Annotated in this window: 13 protein-coding genes; 5 read left to right on the top strand and 8 right to left on the bottom strand. The window is 59.1% G+C overall.

Features of this window, described 5'->3' with window-relative positions; all coding sequences use genetic code 11:
• The gene (locus tag ACNKU7_RS13490; RefSeq protein ID WP_418297511.1) at positions 1 to 1215 is read right to left on the bottom strand and encodes an efflux RND transporter periplasmic adaptor subunit; all 1215 of its coding nucleotides are present in this window, start codon (positions 1213 to 1215) and stop codon (positions 1 to 3) included.
• A 355-nt stretch (positions 1216 to 1570) separates the two neighbouring features.
• Here ACNKU7_RS13490 and ACNKU7_RS13485 point away from each other — a divergent pair, with 355 nt between their 5' ends.
• A complete protein-coding gene (locus tag ACNKU7_RS13485) occupies positions 1571 to 3919 on the top strand; it encodes a Tex family protein (RefSeq protein ID WP_418297583.1) in 2349 nt (782 codons plus the stop codon).
• A 94-nt stretch (positions 3920 to 4013) separates the two neighbouring features.
• Here the strand turns inward: ACNKU7_RS13485 and ACNKU7_RS13480 are convergent, their stop codons facing one another.
• Complete coding sequence (locus ACNKU7_RS13480) at positions 4014 to 4691, bottom strand: pseudouridine synthase (RefSeq protein ID WP_418297510.1); 678 nt, start codon at positions 4689 to 4691, stop codon at positions 4014 to 4016.
• A 23-nt stretch (positions 4692 to 4714) separates the two neighbouring features.
• On the bottom strand, positions 4715 to 6868 hold the full coding sequence (locus tag ACNKU7_RS13475) for a winged helix-turn-helix domain-containing protein (RefSeq protein WP_418297509.1): 2154 nt from the start codon (positions 6866 to 6868) through the stop codon (positions 4715 to 4717).
• A gap of 316 nt (positions 6869 to 7184) precedes the next feature.
• On the opposite strand from ACNKU7_RS13475, the gene ACNKU7_RS13470 reads away from it, so the two are divergent.
• A complete protein-coding gene (locus ACNKU7_RS13470; protein ID WP_418297508.1) occupies positions 7185 to 9929 on the top strand; it encodes a TonB-dependent receptor plug domain-containing protein in 2745 nt (914 codons plus the stop codon).
• Positions 9930 to 10052: 123 nt separating this feature from the next.
• Positions 10053 to 11354, top strand: a complete 1302-nt coding sequence (locus tag ACNKU7_RS13465; RefSeq protein WP_418297507.1) for an alkaline phosphatase — start codon at positions 10053 to 10055, stop codon at positions 11352 to 11354.
• 85 nt (positions 11355 to 11439) lie between these two features.
• Here ACNKU7_RS13465 and ACNKU7_RS13460 read toward each other — a convergent pair whose 3' ends face one another.
• Both ACNKU7_RS13460 and ACNKU7_RS13455 read right to left on the bottom strand, forming a co-directional pair.
• Positions 11440 to 12249, bottom strand: coding sequence for a DODA-type extradiol aromatic ring-opening family dioxygenase (locus tag ACNKU7_RS13460; protein ID WP_418297506.1), 810 nt, complete (start codon positions 12247 to 12249; stop codon positions 11440 to 11442).
• A 1-nt stretch (position 12250) separates the two neighbouring features.
• The gene (locus ACNKU7_RS13455; protein ID WP_418297505.1) at positions 12251 to 13987 is read right to left on the bottom strand and encodes a phytoene desaturase family protein; all 1737 of its coding nucleotides are present in this window, start codon (positions 13985 to 13987) and stop codon (positions 12251 to 12253) included.
• 151 nt (positions 13988 to 14138) lie between these two features.
• Here ACNKU7_RS13455 and ACNKU7_RS13450 point away from each other — a divergent pair, with 151 nt between their 5' ends.
• Positions 14139 to 14279, top strand: coding sequence for an OsmC family protein (locus ACNKU7_RS13450; RefSeq protein WP_418297504.1), 141 nt, complete (start codon positions 14139 to 14141; stop codon positions 14277 to 14279).
• 52 nt (positions 14280 to 14331) lie between these two features.
• Here ACNKU7_RS13450 and ampC read toward each other — a convergent pair whose 3' ends face one another.
• Complete coding sequence (ampC, locus tag ACNKU7_RS13445; RefSeq protein ID WP_418297503.1) at positions 14332 to 15555, bottom strand: class C beta-lactamase; 1224 nt, start codon at positions 15553 to 15555, stop codon at positions 14332 to 14334.
• Between the two features lie 285 nt (positions 15556 to 15840).
• Here ampC and ACNKU7_RS13440 point away from each other — a divergent pair, with 285 nt between their 5' ends.
• Positions 15841 to 16413 carry an NUDIX hydrolase gene (locus tag ACNKU7_RS13440; protein ID WP_418297502.1) on the top strand — a complete coding sequence of 191 codons (573 nt, stop codon included), beginning with the start codon at positions 15841 to 15843 and terminating at the stop codon, positions 16411 to 16413.
• A 181-nt stretch (positions 16414 to 16594) separates the two neighbouring features.
• Here the strand turns inward: ACNKU7_RS13440 and hutG are convergent, their stop codons facing one another.
• On the bottom strand, positions 16595 to 17548 hold the full coding sequence (gene hutG, locus ACNKU7_RS13435) for a formimidoylglutamase (protein WP_418297501.1): 954 nt from the start codon (positions 17546 to 17548) through the stop codon (positions 16595 to 16597).
• Positions 17532 to 18761 (bottom strand): imidazolonepropionase, encoded by a 1230-nt coding sequence (gene hutI, locus ACNKU7_RS13430; protein ID WP_418297500.1) that lies wholly within the window; start codon positions 18759 to 18761, stop codon positions 17532 to 17534. Before hutI ends, hutG begins: the two co-directional genes overlap by 17 nt.
• Between the last annotated feature and the right edge of the window lie 42 nt (positions 18762 to 18803).

The raw sequence follows: 18803 nt of genomic DNA, 5'->3' as shown, positions 1-18803 counted from the left end.
TCAGAAGGCTCCCTGCGCAGAGACAGATGCATCACTGGGCGACTTTGCCGTATCCCCGGCACCGACACCGGCTTTATCGCCAATGATCACCCCCAGGGGTTTTTCATTCAGCGGGTGAGGCTTCAACACCATCCCCTCGCGGGAATAGCCGAGGCTCGAAACCACCACCATCTCACCGGTGGCGATATCACCGCGCAGCCAGACCTGATCACCCACGGTCTGCAACAGCTCCACATCGCGGAAACCCAGCTGGTTTTCTTCATTCAGCACCAGAATGTGGCGGCCTTCGTGCAGCGCCTGGCGTGGCAGGAGGGTAATATCGTCAAAGGTGCGCCCGGCAATCTGCGCCTCCACAAACAGTCCGTTGATCAGCGGGGCCTCGCCCTGATAGGGATTCGGGACCTGCGCTACGGCGTAGACAAAGCGGCTGTTGGGGTCGATGGCCGCCTCAGTGCGCACGATCTGCCCGCGCCACTCACGCTGCTGACCGGCCAGGTTGGCGGTGAGGCGCACCGCTGGGCCGTTCTCGATGGCGCGACCGAGAGGCAGCTCCAGCAGTGACAGCTGGTGATCCGTCAGCGGCAACCGCACCTCGGCCTCGCCGACACTGTGGATACGTGCCAGCTTGGTGCCCGGCGTTACGTACTGGCCGATATCCACCAGGGTTTCCACCACACGGCCCGCAAAGGGTGTCTTCACGCGGGTGCGTTCCAGATCCAGGCGGGCCTGATCGCGGTCTGCCTTGGCCGCCTCGAGTGCTGCGCGGGCCGCGGCCAACTGGGGCTTGCGCAGAAACAGGGCATTGGCTTTTTCCGTGCCCAGATCGCGCCACTCGCGCTTGGCCTGTTTCGCCACACCCTCTTCCTGGGCGAGGGCGGCGGCGGCAGTCGCGACCTGGGATTCCGTTCGGGTCAGGGCATGGCGGTAGTCCGCGGACTCAATCTGGACCAGAGAGTCGCCCTGTTCGAAGAAACCACCGGGAACAAAGGCATCACTGACGCCTTCGATCACGCCACCCACGCGGGCCACCACTTCAATCTCGTGGCGCGCATGCACCGAGCCCTGGCTCGGCACCAGCATCGTGTGGCGCCCGGGTTCCGCGTACAGTACATCCGCAACCGGTGGCATCACGGTTTCCGCAACTTTTTCCTGCGGCTTCGGCCGCATGAGGATGAGCGCAGCGATTACGGCGACGCCGACCGCAATTACAATCAATAAAATTGCGTTTTTGCTTTTACTCGTTGTTGTTGGTTTCACAGATACGCCCATTGATCAAAATTTAACTAGCCGAGCATTCTACTGAAGTTCGGCGCCAATTGAACTGTCCCCAGGTGCAGGCTGTCGCAACCAAATGCGCTTGACCGCAAACCGCAGCTGTGAGCCAGTTCCACGACCGGCTGTCAATGTTGGTGACCGCGCCCGCATGGCCCATAATGGCCGCCACTTTTACACCGCCCAGCACCTGTTGTTGGACAATTTTTGCTCGAACCCGATCGCCGCAGCCTTTGAGAAACACGCCATTGTTCGTGTAGCTCGCGGCCAGAGATTTACCGAGGATGTAAATAACAAGATGTTGGATATCAACGCCCGTATCGCCGAAGAACTCAATGTGCGCCCCCAGCAGGTGGCCGCCGCCGTGGGATTGCTGGACGAAGGCGCCACCGTGCCGTTCATTTCCCGCTACCGTAAGGAAGTGACCGGCGAGCTGGACGACACCCAGCTGCGTACCCTCGAGGAGCGCCTGCGCTACCTGCGCGAGATGGAAGATCGCCGCGCCGCAATCCTCAAAAGCATTGATGAGCAGGGTAAGCTTACGCCGGAACTGGCCGAACAGATCAATGCTGCCGATACCAAGAACCGCCTCGAAGACCTCTACCTCCCCTACAAGCCCAAGCGCCGCACCAAAGGCCAGATCGCCATTGAAGCCGGCCTCGAACCCCTCGCCGATGCACTCTACGCCAACCCCTCCCTGAACCCGGAAGAGGAAGCGCAGAAGTACCTCAACAGCGACAACGAAGATGCGGCCCTGCACGTAAAAGACATCAAAGCGGCCCTCGACGGCGCCAAGTTCATCCTGATGGAGCGCTTTGCCGAGGACGCCGAGCTGCTGGGCAAGCTGCGCGACTTCCTGCAGCGTGACGGCCTGGTCAAATCCAAGCTGCTGGATGGCAAGGAAGAGGAAGGCGCCAAGTTCCGCGACTACTTCGAGTACTCCGAGCCCTTCTCCAAGGTGCCAAGCCACCGCGCGCTGGCCATTTTCCGTGGCCGCAACGAGGGTATCCTGGCGATCAACCTGGGCCTGGAAGGTGATGAAGAGCGCACCCCAACCCAGGGCCACCCCTGCGAGTCCATGATTGCCCGCCATGTGGAAATCGAAGACCTGGGCCGCCCGGCAGACAAGTGGCTGGGAGAAGTGGTGCGCTGGACCTGGCGTATCAAGCTGCTGACCAGCCTGGAAACCGACCTGCTGGGCCAGCTGCGCGAAATGGCGGAAGAGGAAGCCATCAAGGTGTTCTCCCGCAACCTGAAAGACCTGCTGCTGGCGGCACCGGCTGGCCAGAAAGCCACCATCGGCCTCGACCCGGGCCTGCGTACCGGGGTCAAAGTGGCCGTGGTTGACGCCACCGGCAAGGTACTGGACCACACCGCCATCTACCCCACCCCGCCGCAGAACCGTATCCAGGAGTCTGCCGCGGTCATCGCCGCCCTTTGCAACAAATACGACGTGGGCCTGATCGCCATCGGCAACGGTACCGCCAGCCGCGAGACCGACAAGTTTGTCGGTGACACCATCAAGCAGTACAAACTCACCGCACAGAAAGTGATGGTGAACGAGGCCGGTGCTTCCGTGTACTCCGCTTCCGAATTCGCCGCGCGTGAGTTCCCGGATCTGGACGTCACCATCCGCGGCGCCATCTCCATCGCCCGCCGCCTGCAGGACCCGCTCGCCGAGCTGGTGAAGATCGACCCCAAATCCATCGGTGTGGGCCAGTACCAGCACGACGTATCCCAGACCCAGCTGGCACGCTCCCTCGACGCGGTGGTGGAAGACTGTGTGAACGGCGTTGGCGCCGAGCTGAACTCCGCCTCGGCGCCGCTGCTGGCGCGGGTATCCGGCCTCAGCCAGTCCATCGCCAACAACATCGTGACCTACCGCGACCAGAACGGTGCATTCAAGAGCCGTGACCAGCTGAAGGAAGTGCCGCGCCTCGGCCCCAAGGCGTTTGAACAGGCCGCCGGCTTCCTGCGCATCAACAACGGTGAGAACCCGCTGGATAAATCCGGTGTGCACCCGGAATCCTACATCGTGGTGAAGCGTATCGCGGAGAAGAACGGCCGCGAGATCAACAGCCTGATCGGCGACTCCGGCTTCCTGCGCAAGCTGAACCCGGCGGATTACACCGACGACAAGTTTGGTCTGCCCACCGTGAAAGACATCATCGCCGAACTGGAAAAGCCCGGCCGCGACCCGCGCCCGGAATTCCGCACCGCGAAGTTCGAAGACGGCGTGGAAGAGATCAAGGACCTGCGTCCGGGCATGGTGCTCGAAGGCACCGTCACCAACGTCACCAACTTCGGTGCGTTCGTGGATATCGGCGTACACCAGGACGGCCTCGTGCACATTTCTGCACTTTCCGAGAAATTCGTGAAGGATCCGCATGAAGTGGTCAAGGCCAACGACATCGTCAAAGTGAAAGTCATGGAAGTGGACGTGGCGCGCAAGCGTATCGGCCTGTCCATGCGCATGTCTGACGAGCCCGGTGAGCAGGGCAGCGGCGGCGTCAAGAAAAGCGATCACCGCGAGAGCCGCCAGGCGCAGCGTCACAACAACCGCAGCCGCCAGCAGCAAGGCGCCAGTAGCGGTGGCCGCGGCAGCATGGGTGACCTGCTGGCGGCGGCGATGAAGGGCAAGAAGTAAGCCTGGAATCCCGCAAACGCAAAAGGGCGGCCACTGGCCGCCCTTTTTTTGCCCGCCCCCCATTCGCCGGCCGGCAGCGCGACCTGAACAGCTGCTAACCCGCACCACTCCCAGGGTGAAACTCAGGCCCCGCGTTGCACAAAAAGTGCAGCGGGCTTTCCAGTACCGGGTGTACGAATCCCAGCTCCTGGGCGTGCAACAGCAGGCGTGGCGCGGCTGCGAGCGCCTCGGCATGGGCATAGAAAGGGTCGCCCAGTATCGGGTGCCCCATGGCCTGCATGTGCACCCGCAGCTGGTGTGAGCGACCCGTGACCGGGGTCAACTCCAGCAGGGTCGTGTTGCCGTCTGTGGATAACTTCCGCCAGCGGGTAAGTGAGGGTTTGCCGACCTCGAAGTCCACCATCTGCCGGGGCCGGTTCGGCCAGTCGCAGATCAGCGGCAGATCCACCTCGCCGCTGTCCTGCGCCGGCTCGCCCCATACCCGCGCCAGGTAGGTTTTATCCACAGCACGCTGCTGAAACAGTGCACTGAGCTTGCGGTGGATGTCCGCGCCCCGCGCCATCACCACAAGCCCGGAGGTGTCCATATCCAGGCGGTGCACGATCAGGGCGTCGGCATACGCCCCCTGGGCGCGACTGGCCAGGCTGTCGCGGTGCGCGGGATCACGGCCCGGGACCGTGAGCAGCCCGCTCGGCTTGTCCAGCACCAGCAAGGCGTCGTCCACGTAAATGACGGACAGGTGGGGATCCGTTGGCGGGTTATACGGGCGCACGGTAGGTTCCCTTTCGACCTCGCTCAGTCATTGAGCTGAAACTGGTAAATATCTGACTGGTAGGGTTCCATCTGGGTAAACAGCAGCCAGTCCTTTTCCGGGATGTAACTGAATTCGCCATACTTATCCAGCGCCCCCCGCGGCAGCAGGGCCACACCGGAGACCTCCCCGGAGGACAGATCCAGTTTCATCACTTTGCTGTGTATTCCAGCGTTCACATGGAAGTACACCTGGTCTTTATAAGCGTCCCAGTTGTACAGCGGGGAAAATTGATCCTCGGGCAAAATCTGGCGAATGTTTTTCAGCTCGGGAACGCCCGTATCCAGCGCTGCCCGCCACAGGCCGCTGCCCGCCGCGCGGCTGAACAGTACTTCGCCATTGCCGATATGCCGCAATTTAAGCACCGGCATATCCGCAACCGGCAAGCCTTCCCCCGCTCCCAGATTAAATTGATAGGTCTGGTAGCCATGCCCGTCAGATACCGCCGCGTACAAGTAGCTGTCGTCTTCCGACCACACTGGGCGCCGGTAGTCGTGATGCTTCGGCTCCACCTTGCGGACTTCCCGGGTGGCGAAATCAATCACCATTAGCTGGTTTCCGGCCGCCGCCGGATCCGCCGCGATAAATGCGATGCGGTCGCCGTTATTGGACCAGCGCGGCATTTTCACTTCGCTCTTGAAATTGGTGAGCCGCTCCCGCTTGCTGCCATCCAGGTCGCTGACCCAAAGTTCCATGGCCCCGGATTCATTAGAGCAATACACCAGCTTCCGCTGCCGAGGGGAGTAGTGGGCATTGCCCTGGTCAAAGTTTGCCTGCAACAGTGGAATGGCCGCTTTCAGATCGCCGCCCAGATCCAGGTAGCTGATAAAGGTGTCGGTATTGCCGGCACCAAACACAAAGGTATCGGTGCCGGGCACCGGGTTGATGCTGCTGATGCCGGGCAATGCCAGCGGCTCGATGTTACCGGTCTGCAGGTTCACCATACGTGTGACACGCTTTCTCGCCACTTCACTGGCATACACAATCCGGTCATCGCCCCGGGACCAGGCCAGCCCCTTGATGTCACTTTCCCCGCTGGTGAGCTGCTGTTCTTCACCGGTGGCCAGATCGCGCAGATAAATGTTCTCCGACAGCAAGTCGGTGCGCCGGGTCAGTGCAATGCGGGTGCCATCATTGGAGAACGCCATATCCCGGTCTTCGTATCGGCACTCATCCCCGCATGACAGGCGCGTTTCCCGCACCCCGCGGATCCCCGTTTCTGCCGGGGAGATATCGCTGTCATGCAAATCCACCAGATACACGCCGCTGTTTTGAATACCGGGCCCGATTTTATTCACCGCGAGCGGGGAGCCCGATGGGTGAATCGCAAGGTGGGTATTGAGGTTGTAGAAGCAGTCGGTGATCTCAGTGCGCGTCAGGGTCGCAAGGTCCAGATACTTGACCGCACAGGCGTGCAGTGATTTGTCACGCTCAATGTAATACAGGCCCTTGCCGTCGGCAGCCCACACCGGGCCGTACTCGCTCTGTTCGGAAAAGGTCAGCTGTTTCGGCGCCGCCTCAGTTTTCAGCGAGCGGAGGTAAATGTCGGGGTTCTGGTTCGGGCGCGCCCAGGTGAACGCCACCCAATTGCGCTCGGGATCAACCACGGGGGTAAACTCGCTGCCGGGATAATTGGTCAGTCGCGCAATGGAGGACACTCTTTTCTCAGGTGCTGTACCCAGCCAAAGTGACTGAACAGTGAACCACGCGAGCGGAATCAGCATTGCGGCGCCGAGGCCCAATCGCAACCGCCATTTCGCCGGCTGGTTGCCCCCCTTAGCGTCAGAGACTTCGGGCACGCGCAAAACCGGCTCAACCGCCAGTCGATAGCCGTGACCGCGCTTGGTGACCACATACTGCACGTCTGGATCCACCTCAGCCAGCGCCTTGCGAATATGCCAGATGGCGTTGTTGATTGCCTTGTCACCGACAAAGTGGTTTCCCGCCCATACCAGGTCAATCAGCTGCTCGCGAGTCACCCAATTCGGATACTGCTCCACCAGACACTGAAGCACATCGAAATATTTCTTCTGCGACAACTCCAGGCGCTGCTCGCCGTGGGAAACACTCTGCTCCTCCAGATTGACCCGGACGCAACCGATTTCGTATTCCGCTTTGCCGGTCACTGGCTCACCCATTTCCAAGTCACCAAATCCTTATATTGAGTCTCGCGATATTTGGGCAGGAATTATACCTAATGCCCCCCGGTTCAAAACCGGGAATAGAAGCTTAAATGTGTGCAACTAATTGATTTCCGGTCAAAAGATATTAATAGAGATCGCGCGGACACTTTAAGACCAGCCTCTCCTTGTCCTCTTTTTGCCCGTTCACATAAAAAGTGACTCCCGCCTGATCGAAGGTCTTGGGTACTGCGTTGCCCTGTGGCAACGCCGAGTTATGCATTGTGACGGCGGACAGATAATAACCAGGCAAAAAGCTTCGGAGGGTTACCACTTGAAAGCGAATAAACTCGCGCTGATGATCGGTCTCAGCGTATCCGGTGCCTTGGGCACCATCCCGGCGCATGCCGTCATGCAGGAAGCGGGTGCTACAACTCCTGCAGCAGAAGAAAATCTCCTGGAGCGGGTTGAGGTTACCGGCTCCCGAATCAAGCGTATCGACCTGGAGGGCGTAGCCCCGGTACAGGTGATTTCAGCCATGGACATCGAGGCCAGCGGCCTCAACACCATCACCGAAGTACTGCAGACCTCAACCGCAAACTCCGGGGTGAACTTCACCGCAGATGGCTCTTACGTAGAGAGCGCCAGCTCGGTTAACCTGCGTGGCATGGGGGTTAACCGTACCCTGATCCTGATCAACGGTCGCCGCCAGGCCTCGTTCCCCACCGCCTACGGTGGCTCCACCAACTTCACCGACGTTTCCGACATTCCCGCCAGCGCCGTTGAGCGCATTGAGATTCTCACCGGTGGCGCCTCAGCCATCTACGGCTCCGATGCCATCGGCGGCGTTGTGAATATCATCCTGAAAAAGGGCTACGAAGGTTCCGAACTCGACATCCGCTACACCGCACCGGAACAGGGTGGCTTCGAGCAGACCGATATTGCCTTCTCCCAGGGATTCACCACCGAAAAGTCCAACACCATGGTGATGGTGGAATACAAGAAAGTCGAGGAATTACTGAACCGCGACCGCGACTTCCTTTACTCCCCGCAGTACTACACCAACGAAGATGGTGAACTGGCCTGGGGTAATGGCCCGGATCATACCGACAGCCCGTCGAGCACCGCAGCCTACCTGCGCGATTACGACGAGGTGTTCGGCGAGTCCCGCAACTACGCCAGCGAGGCCGTGTGTAACGACATCCTCGGCGAAGGTGCGGTTTACCTGCCCGACCAAACCTACAAGTGCTATTACGACAGCGATGCCACCGAAGGCGTACTGCCGGCGGACGAGCGTATCAACCTGGTGGTGAACACCGAGTACGAACTGAACGCGGACTGGACCCTGTTCGGCAGCCTGCAAAGCTCCTACAAAACCTCTGATCGCTTCAAAACCGACAAAGGCATTGGCGAAGACATCTACATGGATTCCGCCGATGGCCGCCTGGCTTATACCCCGGAAGGCATGGATGACTACCACCGCTTCCAGGTTCGCCGCCGCTTTGTCGATTTCCCCGGCGAGCGCATGTACGAGTCCACTGTGCAGAAATACGCACTGACCGCCGGCGCCTCCGGCATCCTATTCGATGACTACGATCTGGATATCTCCTGGACGTCCGGCCTGAACCTGTACGACCGCAAGAAGTACCACATGGTCAATGGTGCCGCGCTGCTGGACATCATCACCTTCGATCCCAACGATACTTCTTCTGATAAATGGTATCCGCTGGACAAGCTGACCGATGCCCAGGCCGCACGGATCATGGATGTTTCGGTCACTGACTCCGAAGCGACCATCAACCAGTTCATGGCCACCCTGTCTGGCGACCTGATGGAAGGTTTCGCCGGCCCCATCGCCTTTGCCTCCTCATTCGAGTGGGCCAGCGAAAGCTACGACGACTCTCAGGATGAAGACACCGTGAGTGGCGGCCTGCTCGGCCAGGGCGGCACCAACGGCGGCGGCGACCGCCAGCGCAGTGCCATTGCACTGGAACTCGCGATTCCGCTGCTGAATACCGCCAGCGGCCAGTCTCTGGAACTGTCCACCGCGGCCCGGTACGACCACTACAACGACGACTCCAGCGTGGGCGGTGCCTTTACCCCACAGGTGGGCCTGCTGTACCACCCTTACGAGGACATGCTGATCCGCGGTAGCTGGGGCAAGAGCTTCCGCGCCCCGGATATGCACCGTCTCTACGCCGGTGACACCCTCGGCTTCGGAGCGGCTGATCTGACCCTGGATACTGGCGAAGTCATCGAAGATCCCTATGACTCCTACTCCGCCGGCAACCTCGACCTGCAAGAGGAAAAAGGCGATTACTGGAACCTGGGCCTGGTATGGACACCCACCGACGATATCGAGATGACCCTGGATGTGTGGGAAATCGAGTTGCGCGGTGCCGTGCGCAGTATTAGCAACCGCGAAATCATCGACGACCCGAACTACAACATGACTGGCAGTTACACCGGCTGTAACCAGTTCAGCGGCCTCGGCTACATCTACACCGTCGACGACGGCATTACTAACCTGCTGTGCATGCGCAAAGGGCCTATCAATGCCGCATTCGAATCCACCCGCGGTATCGATGCCAAGTTCAGCAAGGACTTCGACCTGGGCAACTTCGGTATGCTGGATTTCTCTATCGAGACCTCTTACGTAGCGGAAAAGCTCTACCAGGAGTACGAGGGCGGCGAGGTGGAAGATGCCACCGAGCTGTTCTACACGCCAAAAGTGAAAGCCAACAGCAGTATCAGCTGGAGCAAAGACGCGTACACGGTAAACCTGAGCTACTTCTACACCGGCGAAGCCAAGGGTAACGATTACTTCGAATACCCCGACGGTACCGAAGAACGCGCTTACGACACGCTGGATGCGTACAAGACCATCAACCTCAACGCCAGTTACGAATTTGCCTGGGACGGCCGCGTAACACTGGGCGTGAACAATGCGACGGATGAACTGCCGCCGCTGTTCCACGAGTACAACGTGTACCGCAATAGTTTTCCCTACCATGCCGACTGGCTGGGTTACGACGTAATCGGTCGCACGGTATACCTGCGCTACAAGCACAACCTGTAAAAGGTTGCGACGGGGTGGTCCACCACCCCGTCTTTTCCATATTTCCAAAATTGGCCGGCACAATTTATTTGCTTCACGAAATCAATTGGGTAGCGCTGGCGAATAAGTATTACGGAAGTCTTTATGAAAAAGTTGTCTCTGTTGCTACTGCTATGTCTCGCCAGCCAGGCTTGCCAGACGCAGCCAAGACCGCGCAACGTCATTTTTATGATCGGCGACGGCATGGGCCCGGCCTATACCACCGGCTACCGCTACTACAAAGACAATCCGCAAACGGAAATTGTGGAAACAACTGTATTTGACCGCTTGCTGGTGGGCACTGCCAGCACCTATCCCGACGACGACACCTACGTCACCGACTCGGCCGCCTCGGCTACCGCCCTCGCCACCGGAGTTAAATCCTACAATGGCGCTATCGGTATCGACGCCGCACACCAGCCGCTCGACTCGCTGCTCAAGCATGCAAAACGCCAGGGCAAGGACACCGCGATCGTCGTCACTTCAGAAATAAATCACGCAACGCCGGCAAGCTTCGTTGCCCACAACGAATCCCGCCGCAACAAGGACGCCATCGCCGACCACTTCATCGATAACAAAATCGACGGCCGGCCAATGGTCGATCTGTTACTGGGCGGCGGGCAGCAATATTTCGCACGCAGTGATCGCAATCTGCTGCAGGAATTCGAAAATTTTGGTTACCAGAGCGGCAACAATATCCAGCAATTGCAGGAGTTGACGCAATTGCCAGCCATCGGCCTGTTCGCCGATACCGGACTGCCGCGCGCCATCGACAGCGATACCCCACAGCGCCTGTCCAACATGACCGAAAAGGCTCTGCGCCTGTTGCAGAAAAGCAACAATAAATCCGGTTTTTTCCTGATGATCGAAGGCAGCCAGATCGACTGGTGCGGCCATGCCAACGACATCGCCTGCGCCATGCACGAAATGGACGACTTCGCACGCAGCATTGAAGTGGTGGAAAAATTTATTCAGGACAATCCGGACACACTGCTGGTGGTTACCGCCGACCATTCTACCGGTGGATTAAGTCTCGCGGCCACTAAAGATTATCGCTGGCAGACCGATATTGTATCTATGCAGAAACGCAGCCTCGCGGCCTTTATTGGCTTGCTCAACGAAGATGCGGATCTGGCAACACTCTGGCAGGAAAATTTCGGCTACCCACTGGAGCCACAGGATCTGGCTGCATTACAAGAGAATATGAATGACCGCCGCGCGCTTTACGACACGGCGGTAAAAGTCAGCAGTAAGTATTCCAATACCGGCTGGACCACCAGTGGCCACGATGCCGTGGATGTACAGGTCTTCGCCAGCGGTAAAGGTCACGAACTGTTCCGTGGCTTTCAGGACAACACCATGATTAGCCAACGAATCCTCTTGCTCATGGATGGCAAACCTCTCTAGTTGTCATGTCACGACAATTGTTGTTTGCGCAGTTCGATGCATGATGCAACGGACTGCGCTTTTTTACGTTTCGCCATAGCGGCCGTTACTGCCACAGATACATGCTCGCCCGTTTGTTGAGAATATTCAGCACAAACGCTTGCGGCCGGCGCACTCCAGCGAGGCCACAACAGACATGCAGAGGCAGCAGGTGCTCCTCGCGCGGATGACAAAAACGCGCACCGGGTGCTTTTTCCCAGTGGATCAGGCGATCCTTCCGATCCTTTCCAGACAGCGCCGTGCTGGTACAGGTTTCCTGTAACCACTGTTCAAACGCCCCATTCAGTTCACGAGTCTGCGCTGTTTCCGGGGCAAAAAAGGCGCGCATATTGTGGAATGAAAACCCGGAGCCAACGACCAGCAGGTTATCCCATGCAAGGCCCTGCAGTGCCTCACCTATCGCCAGGTGTTCTGCAGCATTCAGGTTACTTGTGAGCGACAATTGCACACAGGGAATCGCGGCGTCCGGGAACAATATTTTCATTGGCACAAACACCCCGTGGTCGAAACCGCGGGCGTCATCCAGTGCGGCCTCAATCCCCGCACGATGGAAAACAGACTGGAGTTCCCGGGCCAGTTCGGGCTCTCCCGGGCAGGGATACTGAATACTGTAGGAGGCTTCGGGAAAACCGTAATAATCGTAAATCAGTGGCGGGGTCGCGCCGGAGGTGATCGTGGGTACGGCCTCCTCCCAATGGGCGCTGATCACCAGCACCGCCGATGGCTTGCGCAAGCGCCCGGCAATACGCTGCAGGCATGTGACCATTTCGTCATGCCCGGGATCCCCCAGCAATGGCAGCGGGCCACCGCCGTGGGACAGGAATAATATTTCTGGAGTGCCGCTTGCAACTGCCATTTTATGAACCTGATACCTGCCAGCGCGACTTTGTAGCCTTTTCAGCCTTTTCGCCGGCGGAGCCGGCGCCGGCCCCAGTGTTGGCGATAAAAATCTGCTTCAGTAACGCGCCGCCCCGCCGCCACCCCAGCACACTCTGAGCACACAGCAAACCGCCAAACATGGCGCCTGCAACGCCACAACTCATCACATCCTGACCGGTCAGGTACAACCCCTTGATACGGGTCTTCGGGCGCAGCCAGTCCTGATCAAAGCGCGCCGGGTCGTGATCCAGTCCGTAGATCTCCCCGTGCCGGTAGCGGCAGAAGTAACGGGTTGATAGCGGCGTCGACAGCTCGCAGTAGTCCACCTGTCCACGCAGCTGGGGAAAATGCCGGTAAAGATGCTCCAGCAAACGTTCGCTGAAGTGCTGCTTGAGCGCTTCGTAGTCATCACCGCGCTTGCCCCAGGTCTCGCCTTGCCACTGCTCGAACCACTCGTATTTTCCCGGCGCCACTATCTCGATGGTGGCGCGCTGTGGGTAGCGATCGCTGAAGCTCGGATCCTTGGCGGAGGGGAACGAGATGTACACCAGCGGTATTTCTGCGTCAGGATCCGCCATAAAGGCGGACACATCCCCTTCGTAGTCGGCACTGGGATACAGCCAGTAATTGGTCTTTGGCAATCCCAGCTCCCGCGCAGTTTTCTGCAGGCCGATATACAGGCACATGTGTCCCATGGACGGCCTGACCTCCCGCAACTGTCGCAGGTAACCTGCGGCATAGGACGCACTCTGCGGCAACAGTTTCTCAAATGTATTGAACACACCGGCATTGGAAATCACTGCCGGGGCATGAATTTCAAGGCCATCACTCATTCTCACCCCGGTGACCTTTTTACCATCCAGCAACAGGGTATCGACACTGGCGTAGGTAAATACCTCGCCACCGCTTTTCTGGATCTGGGGAATGATGGTTGCGGCAATCTGGCTGGCACCGCCCACCGGGTAATAACCACCATAGAGGTAGTGTTTGGCGATGAGTGCGTGGATGATGAAACTGCCGGTCTTGGGCGTCATACCATTATCGCCCCACTGGCCGGTCAACACTGCAATCAACTGCTCGTTGTCGGTCAGCTCCCGCAGAACTTCATAAGTGGTCTTGTTCAGGTAGCCCGGCGCCCGGAGTTTGCTGATCGCGTTCAGGATAGGGGCGCACCATGCGGGCAACAGTTTTTGCAGCGCAGCCAGCGGCATGGTTTTGGCCACCGCGTGTACCCGCTCCAGATAGCCTTCGATGGCCTGCCGCTCACCGGGAAAGCGCCGCACCAGCTCATCCACGAAGGCCTCGCGCCCGGCCCTCAGGTCGTAGCTCTCATCGCCGAGGCAGATGCGGTCGTAGGTTGCATCCATTGGCGCCCACTTGAGTTGACCCCCGGACAGGAAATCAAACAGCTTGCGCGTCATGGTGGGGTGCTCGCCGACATCCCCAATGTAATGAACCCCTACATCCCATTCGTAACCATTGCGGTCGTAGGCGTGAGTAAAGCCACCGGCCGTGTAGTGCTGCTCGAGCACCAGCACTTTCTGCCCCGCCGCGCTGAGCATTGCCGCGGTCGTCAGCCCGCCGATGCCGGACCCGACCACAATGGCGTCGTAAGGACCATCGAGACGGCTGGGTCGGTAGCGACGACCAATACGTAAATGCCCAGGCTTAACAGGCTCCGGCTTCCGGGTTGTTTTCTCGGTGGACTCGCTCATGGGTGACCTCAGGCCTTGTCTATTGTTATACCGCCACGATAGCTTTGGTCACAGCCAGATACAACGGATGGAACCGGCCGCTCGTCCGTCGCTCGGAAACATCAGCGAGCGAGCCGAAGCGGGTATTGGTCCCATCGAAGGCGGTTCTGGCTTGGACATCGATTTGTTTGTCACCCTTCCGGGCATGGATCAGTCAATCGCCGAGGACCTGGTCAGCAGCGCCCATGAAGTCTGCCCCTACTCGAATGCCACCCGTAACAATGTCGATGTCAGGTTGCATGTGGATACGTGAACAGTAGCTGCCAAGCCGACGTATTGGGGCGAGGCCGTGCCCCAATACACCGTTAATTTTCGGCCAACACATCCGGCGACAGTGCACTGAGTACATCCAGTAACACCTGGACGCGATGTTCATTGGGGAAATATTTGTTCGCCAATAGGACAAATCCAAACCGCCGATCCGGGATAAATGCCACGTAAGCGGAAAACCCCTCGGTTGAACCAGTCTTGTTGATCAGCACATCCTGTTGCGGCAGCAACGCGGGAGATAGACTGGTTACCGGGTGATCGCCGCTAATCATATTGCGCGAGTTCCCCGCCAGCAGCCGGGATCTTTCCACTGGCAAGGGATACTGCTCCCAAACCATATCCTGCACGTAATAGTCGGTTTTGAAGTAGCCCTGCCGGGTTTTCTGCAGGGCAGCATCCAGTGCAGTGCCTACCTTGATCATCTGCATCTGTGCGGCCAGAAAGCGCGTGAGATCGGCGGCGCTGGAGCGCACGCCGTAGGCTTCCTCGCCCAGCAGCCCCATATCCAGCCGCACCGGCTGCTGTCTGCTGTTGTGGCCTTCGGCATAGTCCGGCATTTTTGCCGCCGGCACATGGATGAACGTCTGCGTCATTCCCAAACCGCGGAAGATTTTTTCCTCCATCGCTTTGGAAAACGGCTGGCCGAGACTGCGCGCCGCCACCAGCCCGAGCAATCCGCTGCCGGGGTTGGAATAGGTACGTTTGCGACCGGCCGCGTATTGCGGTTGCCAGTTGCGGAAATAATCCAGTAGCTGGCTGTCGCCGCGCACGTCCGACGGCACCTGCAGTGGAAAATGTCCGGCGGTATGGGTCGCCAGGTTGAGCACGGACACGGAATCCAGGGCGCTGCCCCGCAGTGGCGGCAAATAGCGGCTAACCGGGCTATCGAGATCCAGCGCGCCGCTGACTTCGGCGTAGGCCGCCAGGGTTGCGGTAAAGGTTTTGCTGATCGAGCCGATTTCAAACAGTGTGTGTTCAGTGACAGGAGCACCGTCCACCAGAGCGGTCTCTCCCAGATTGAAAAAATACGCTTCGCCATCGATGGTCAAAGCCAGCGCCAGCCCCGGGACATCGTACTGCACTACCAAGGGCTGGATAGCATCAATGACGATGGATTCAAGCCGCTCCGGGTCTACCCCGATGCGGGTTTCTGCGGCACTGGCAACCAGGGTTGCCGCGGCCAGCACAACGGAAATCACATGGCGGGCATATCGGCAAGCCCCGCTGGTTGGCCGGTTTGTAGAGATGAGTGACCGCATGGGGACATTCCTTTGCGACGGGCCCTAAGAACGGTTCATTGACCGGGAGCATTCGCCCGAGCCCCTGAACAGAAGTGCAACACTATTTTTTATTTTGGCGCGTAAACAACCGTCCACTGAAACGGCGCCCGCCGTGCGGGGTCGATTATGTGACCGGCTCATCCTGAGGCGGGCACCACATAGTGCAATATAGACCGATTATGAACTCGAAAGCCCCGGCAATGGTCGGATACACTTAACCGGTCATCACCGCAAAGAATCTATTCCGGGATCATGCGTTTATTTTTGAAAAGAGCTTTTCTCCTGCTGCTGGCACTGGGTGTGCTGGCGGCAGGGGCGTTTGTGGTTTTTCCCGGGCTCAAATATGAACTGTACCGTAAACTGCCGCCCAAATTGCGCTGGAATATTTCCTATGCCCTTACCGACAAGTTTGTCGTGGGTATGGTGTATTTCGTCGAGCGCAACAACCAGTTATTGCTTGTGCGCCATAGCTACCAGGACAAGTGGGCGCTACCCGGCGGCTGGGTAGAACGCAATGAGTCATTCGAGGAATCCGCGCGGCGGGAGCTGGATGAGGAGCTGAACATAAAAATCGATGATTTCGAGGTGCTGGAAGTCAACAAGGTACCGCGCTCCGGGATCATCAACATTGCCATTCGCGGGCGCCTCAAGGATCAGCGTATCGCAATTCGTGACGGCGAAATCTACGGTTACCGCTTTTTCGAACTGCACCGGCTACCGGACGATGTGATTTACACCCACAAGCCTTATCTCAAGCGCTACCTGGAATCTCGCCGCCCACCGCGACAGACACCACCGGAGCCGCAGAGCAGTGAGCCCAAGGTTCCCGAGCGATGATTGTGTCCCGCCTCCATATGGACTAACCCCACAAAGCCAGCCTAGGCATCGCGCCGGTGGCAAACACAAAAAAGCCGCTCGCAGTGCGGGCGGCTTTTTCTACCGTCCAATCGCAGCCAACAGGGCGCGATCGGTCAGAAGTTCTAGTTAACGCCGACACCTCGATAGCCCCGGCTTGGTCCTAGCCCTTGACCCCGTTGGCGATCTGGAACGCCACGCGCGCGGCGGTGCGGGCCGCGTGGTCTTCAATATCGAAATACGGATTGAATTCCGCCAGATCCGCGAGGCAGACCTTCTTCGACTCCAGCACCGTATCCAGCAGGGGTTCGAACAGTTCGAAACCCACCCCGCGTCCGGCCGGGGCACTTACCGCAGGCATGATGGCCGCCGGGAATACGTCCAGGTCGATGGTCAGGTAAACAAAATCCACCTGGTCGATAAATTCCGCGATCTGCTTCTGCACCTGCTCGATACGCCAGGGCACAATCTCGCGGTCGGAAATCACCTTGGCCCCAAGCTCTTCCGCGCGCTGATACAGCGCCGGCGTATTGGCGGTGGCCGCCGCGCCAACGCAGAGGTAATTAAAGGCGCGACCATTGAGGTCGCACTGCTCGGCGATCTGGAAAAACGGTGTACCCGAGGAGCCCCGCGGGGTCGGCAAACGCAAGTCTAGGTGGGCATCAAAGTTGATGATGCCGAGAGTCTTGTCGCGGTGCTGCTCGCGCATCCAGCGGGCAATGCCCTGGTAACTCCCGTAAGCGATCTCATGACCACCGCCGAGTACCAGTGGGAAATGCCCTGCGGTCATCAGCTCCGTAATACGCGCACCGAGCATGGCCTGGCCGGACTCCAGGTCTTCCTTTTCCACCCGTACATTGCCCGCATCGTACAGCGGTGCACTGAAGGTCTTGGGCAGGTTGGCCATGGCCAGACGCAGGATGCGCGGCCCTTTGGCGGCACCAATGCGCCCCTTGTTTCGGCGCACGCCTTCGTCGGAGGAAAAGCCGAGTACGGCGATTCCCGGCGGGCTGTCCAGATGCAGCGGCACGATATCCTGGTGCCAGCGTCTGCCCGCTTTTCCATCTTCACTGTCAACGCGGCCGCTCCACAGACGCATATCAGCCAGCTGTAACATGGCGTCCTCCAAAAAATACATCAGAAGGCTTGAGCGCGCCCACTTCATAGGCGAGCTGATCCGGGCTGTCCATGGGCCAGAGCACCATGTCCGCCACCAGTCCCACGCGCAGGACGCCGCGGCTGCAGCAAATGCCCAGCGCCCGCGCCGCCGAGCGGGTCACGCCCGCAAGGGCTTCCGCCGGCGTCAGGCCAAACAGGTTACAGCTCATATTCATCATCAGGCGCAAGGATGCGATCGGGCAGGTGCCGGGGTTCAGGTCAGTGGAAATGGCCATAGGCACCCCCGCCGCCCGCAGTTTGTCTACCGGCGGCACCCGGGTTTCTTTCAGGGTATAGAAAGCACCGGGCAACAGCACTGCCGCTGTGCCGCTCTCCGCCATCGCCGCCACATCCGCGTCGGTAATGTATTCGATATGATCCACCGACAACGCACCGGCCTTGGCCGCCATTTCAGTAGCGCCAGTGCGCGCCAGCTGTTCCGCATGCACTTTAACCGGCAGTCCCAGCGCCTGCGCGGCATTGATCACGCGCTGGCACTGCTCCACCGAAAACGCGATCGTTTCACAGAACATGTCCACCGCATCGGCCAGCTGCTCTTTGGCCACCGCCGGCAGGATTTCGTCGCACACCAGATCGATGTATTCATCAGCGCGACCGTCATATTCCGGCGGCAGCGCATGGGCGGCCAGGCAGGTGGTGAGAATATTCACCGGATAGTGCTGGGCCAGTCGGCGCGCAACCCGCAGCTGCTTGAGCTCGGCATCCAGCTCCAGCCCGTAACCGGACTTGATCTCGATACTGGTGACACCTTCAGACATCAGCGCTTTCAGGCGCGGCTCCGCAGCGTGATACAGGTCTTCCGCACTGGCGGCGCGGGTAGCGCGCACGCTGGAGAGAATGCCACCACCGGCGCGCGCGACGTCTTCATAGCTCTCACCGCCGAGACGACGGGCAAATTCACCCGCACGGTGGCCGCCGTACACCAGGTGGGTGTGGCAGTCGATCAGCCCCGGCGTCAGCCACTGGCCCTCGCCGTCAATAATCTGATCGGCGGTGCACTCCGGCAGCTCCTGGCGCGGGCCTATCCACACGATCTTGTTGCCCGTCACCGCTACCGCGGCATCTTCAATCGCACCGTAGGCACCCGGTAAAGAAGGATCCATCGTGGCCGCGTGGACATTGGTAATCAAAAGATCACAGCGTTCAGTCATGTTCGCTCACTGAATTGGCGTTAATTGTAACGATAGCCCGAG

The organism is Microbulbifer weihaiensis, from assembly GCF_048323715.1.
Lineage (GTDB): Bacteria > Pseudomonadota > Gammaproteobacteria > Pseudomonadales > Cellvibrionaceae > Microbulbifer.
This window is presented reverse-complemented; position numbering and strand designations above follow the sequence as displayed.

Bases quoted from the DNA above. Each gene is read 5' to 3' on its own strand.
- ampC (WP_418297503.1), bottom strand. From the start codon at position 15,555: ATGCGGTCACTCATCTCTACAAACCGGCCAACCAGCGGGGCTTGCCGA.
- hutI (WP_418297500.1), bottom strand. From the start codon at position 18,761: ATGACTGAACGCTGTGATCTTTTGATTACCAATGTCCACGCGGCCACG.
- ACNKU7_RS13455 (WP_418297505.1), bottom strand. From the start codon at position 13,987: ATGAGCGAGTCCACCGAGAAAACAACCCGGAAGCCGGAGCCTGTTAAG.
- ACNKU7_RS13465 (WP_418297507.1), top strand. From the start codon at position 10,053: ATGAAAAAGTTGTCTCTGTTGCTACTGCTATGTCTCGCCAGCCAGGCT.
- hutG (WP_418297501.1), bottom strand. From the start codon at position 17,548: ATGTTACAGCTGGCTGATATGCGTCTGTGGAGCGGCCGCGTTGACAGT.
- ACNKU7_RS13475 (WP_418297509.1), bottom strand. From the start codon at position 6,868: ATGGGTGAGCCAGTGACCGGCAAAGCGGAATACGAAATCGGTTGCGTC.
- ACNKU7_RS13485 (WP_418297583.1), top strand. From the start codon at position 1,571: ATGTTGGATATCAACGCCCGTATCGCCGAAGAACTCAATGTGCGCCCC.
- ACNKU7_RS13460 (WP_418297506.1), bottom strand. From the start codon at position 12,249: ATGGCAGTTGCAAGCGGCACTCCAGAAATATTATTCCTGTCCCACGGC.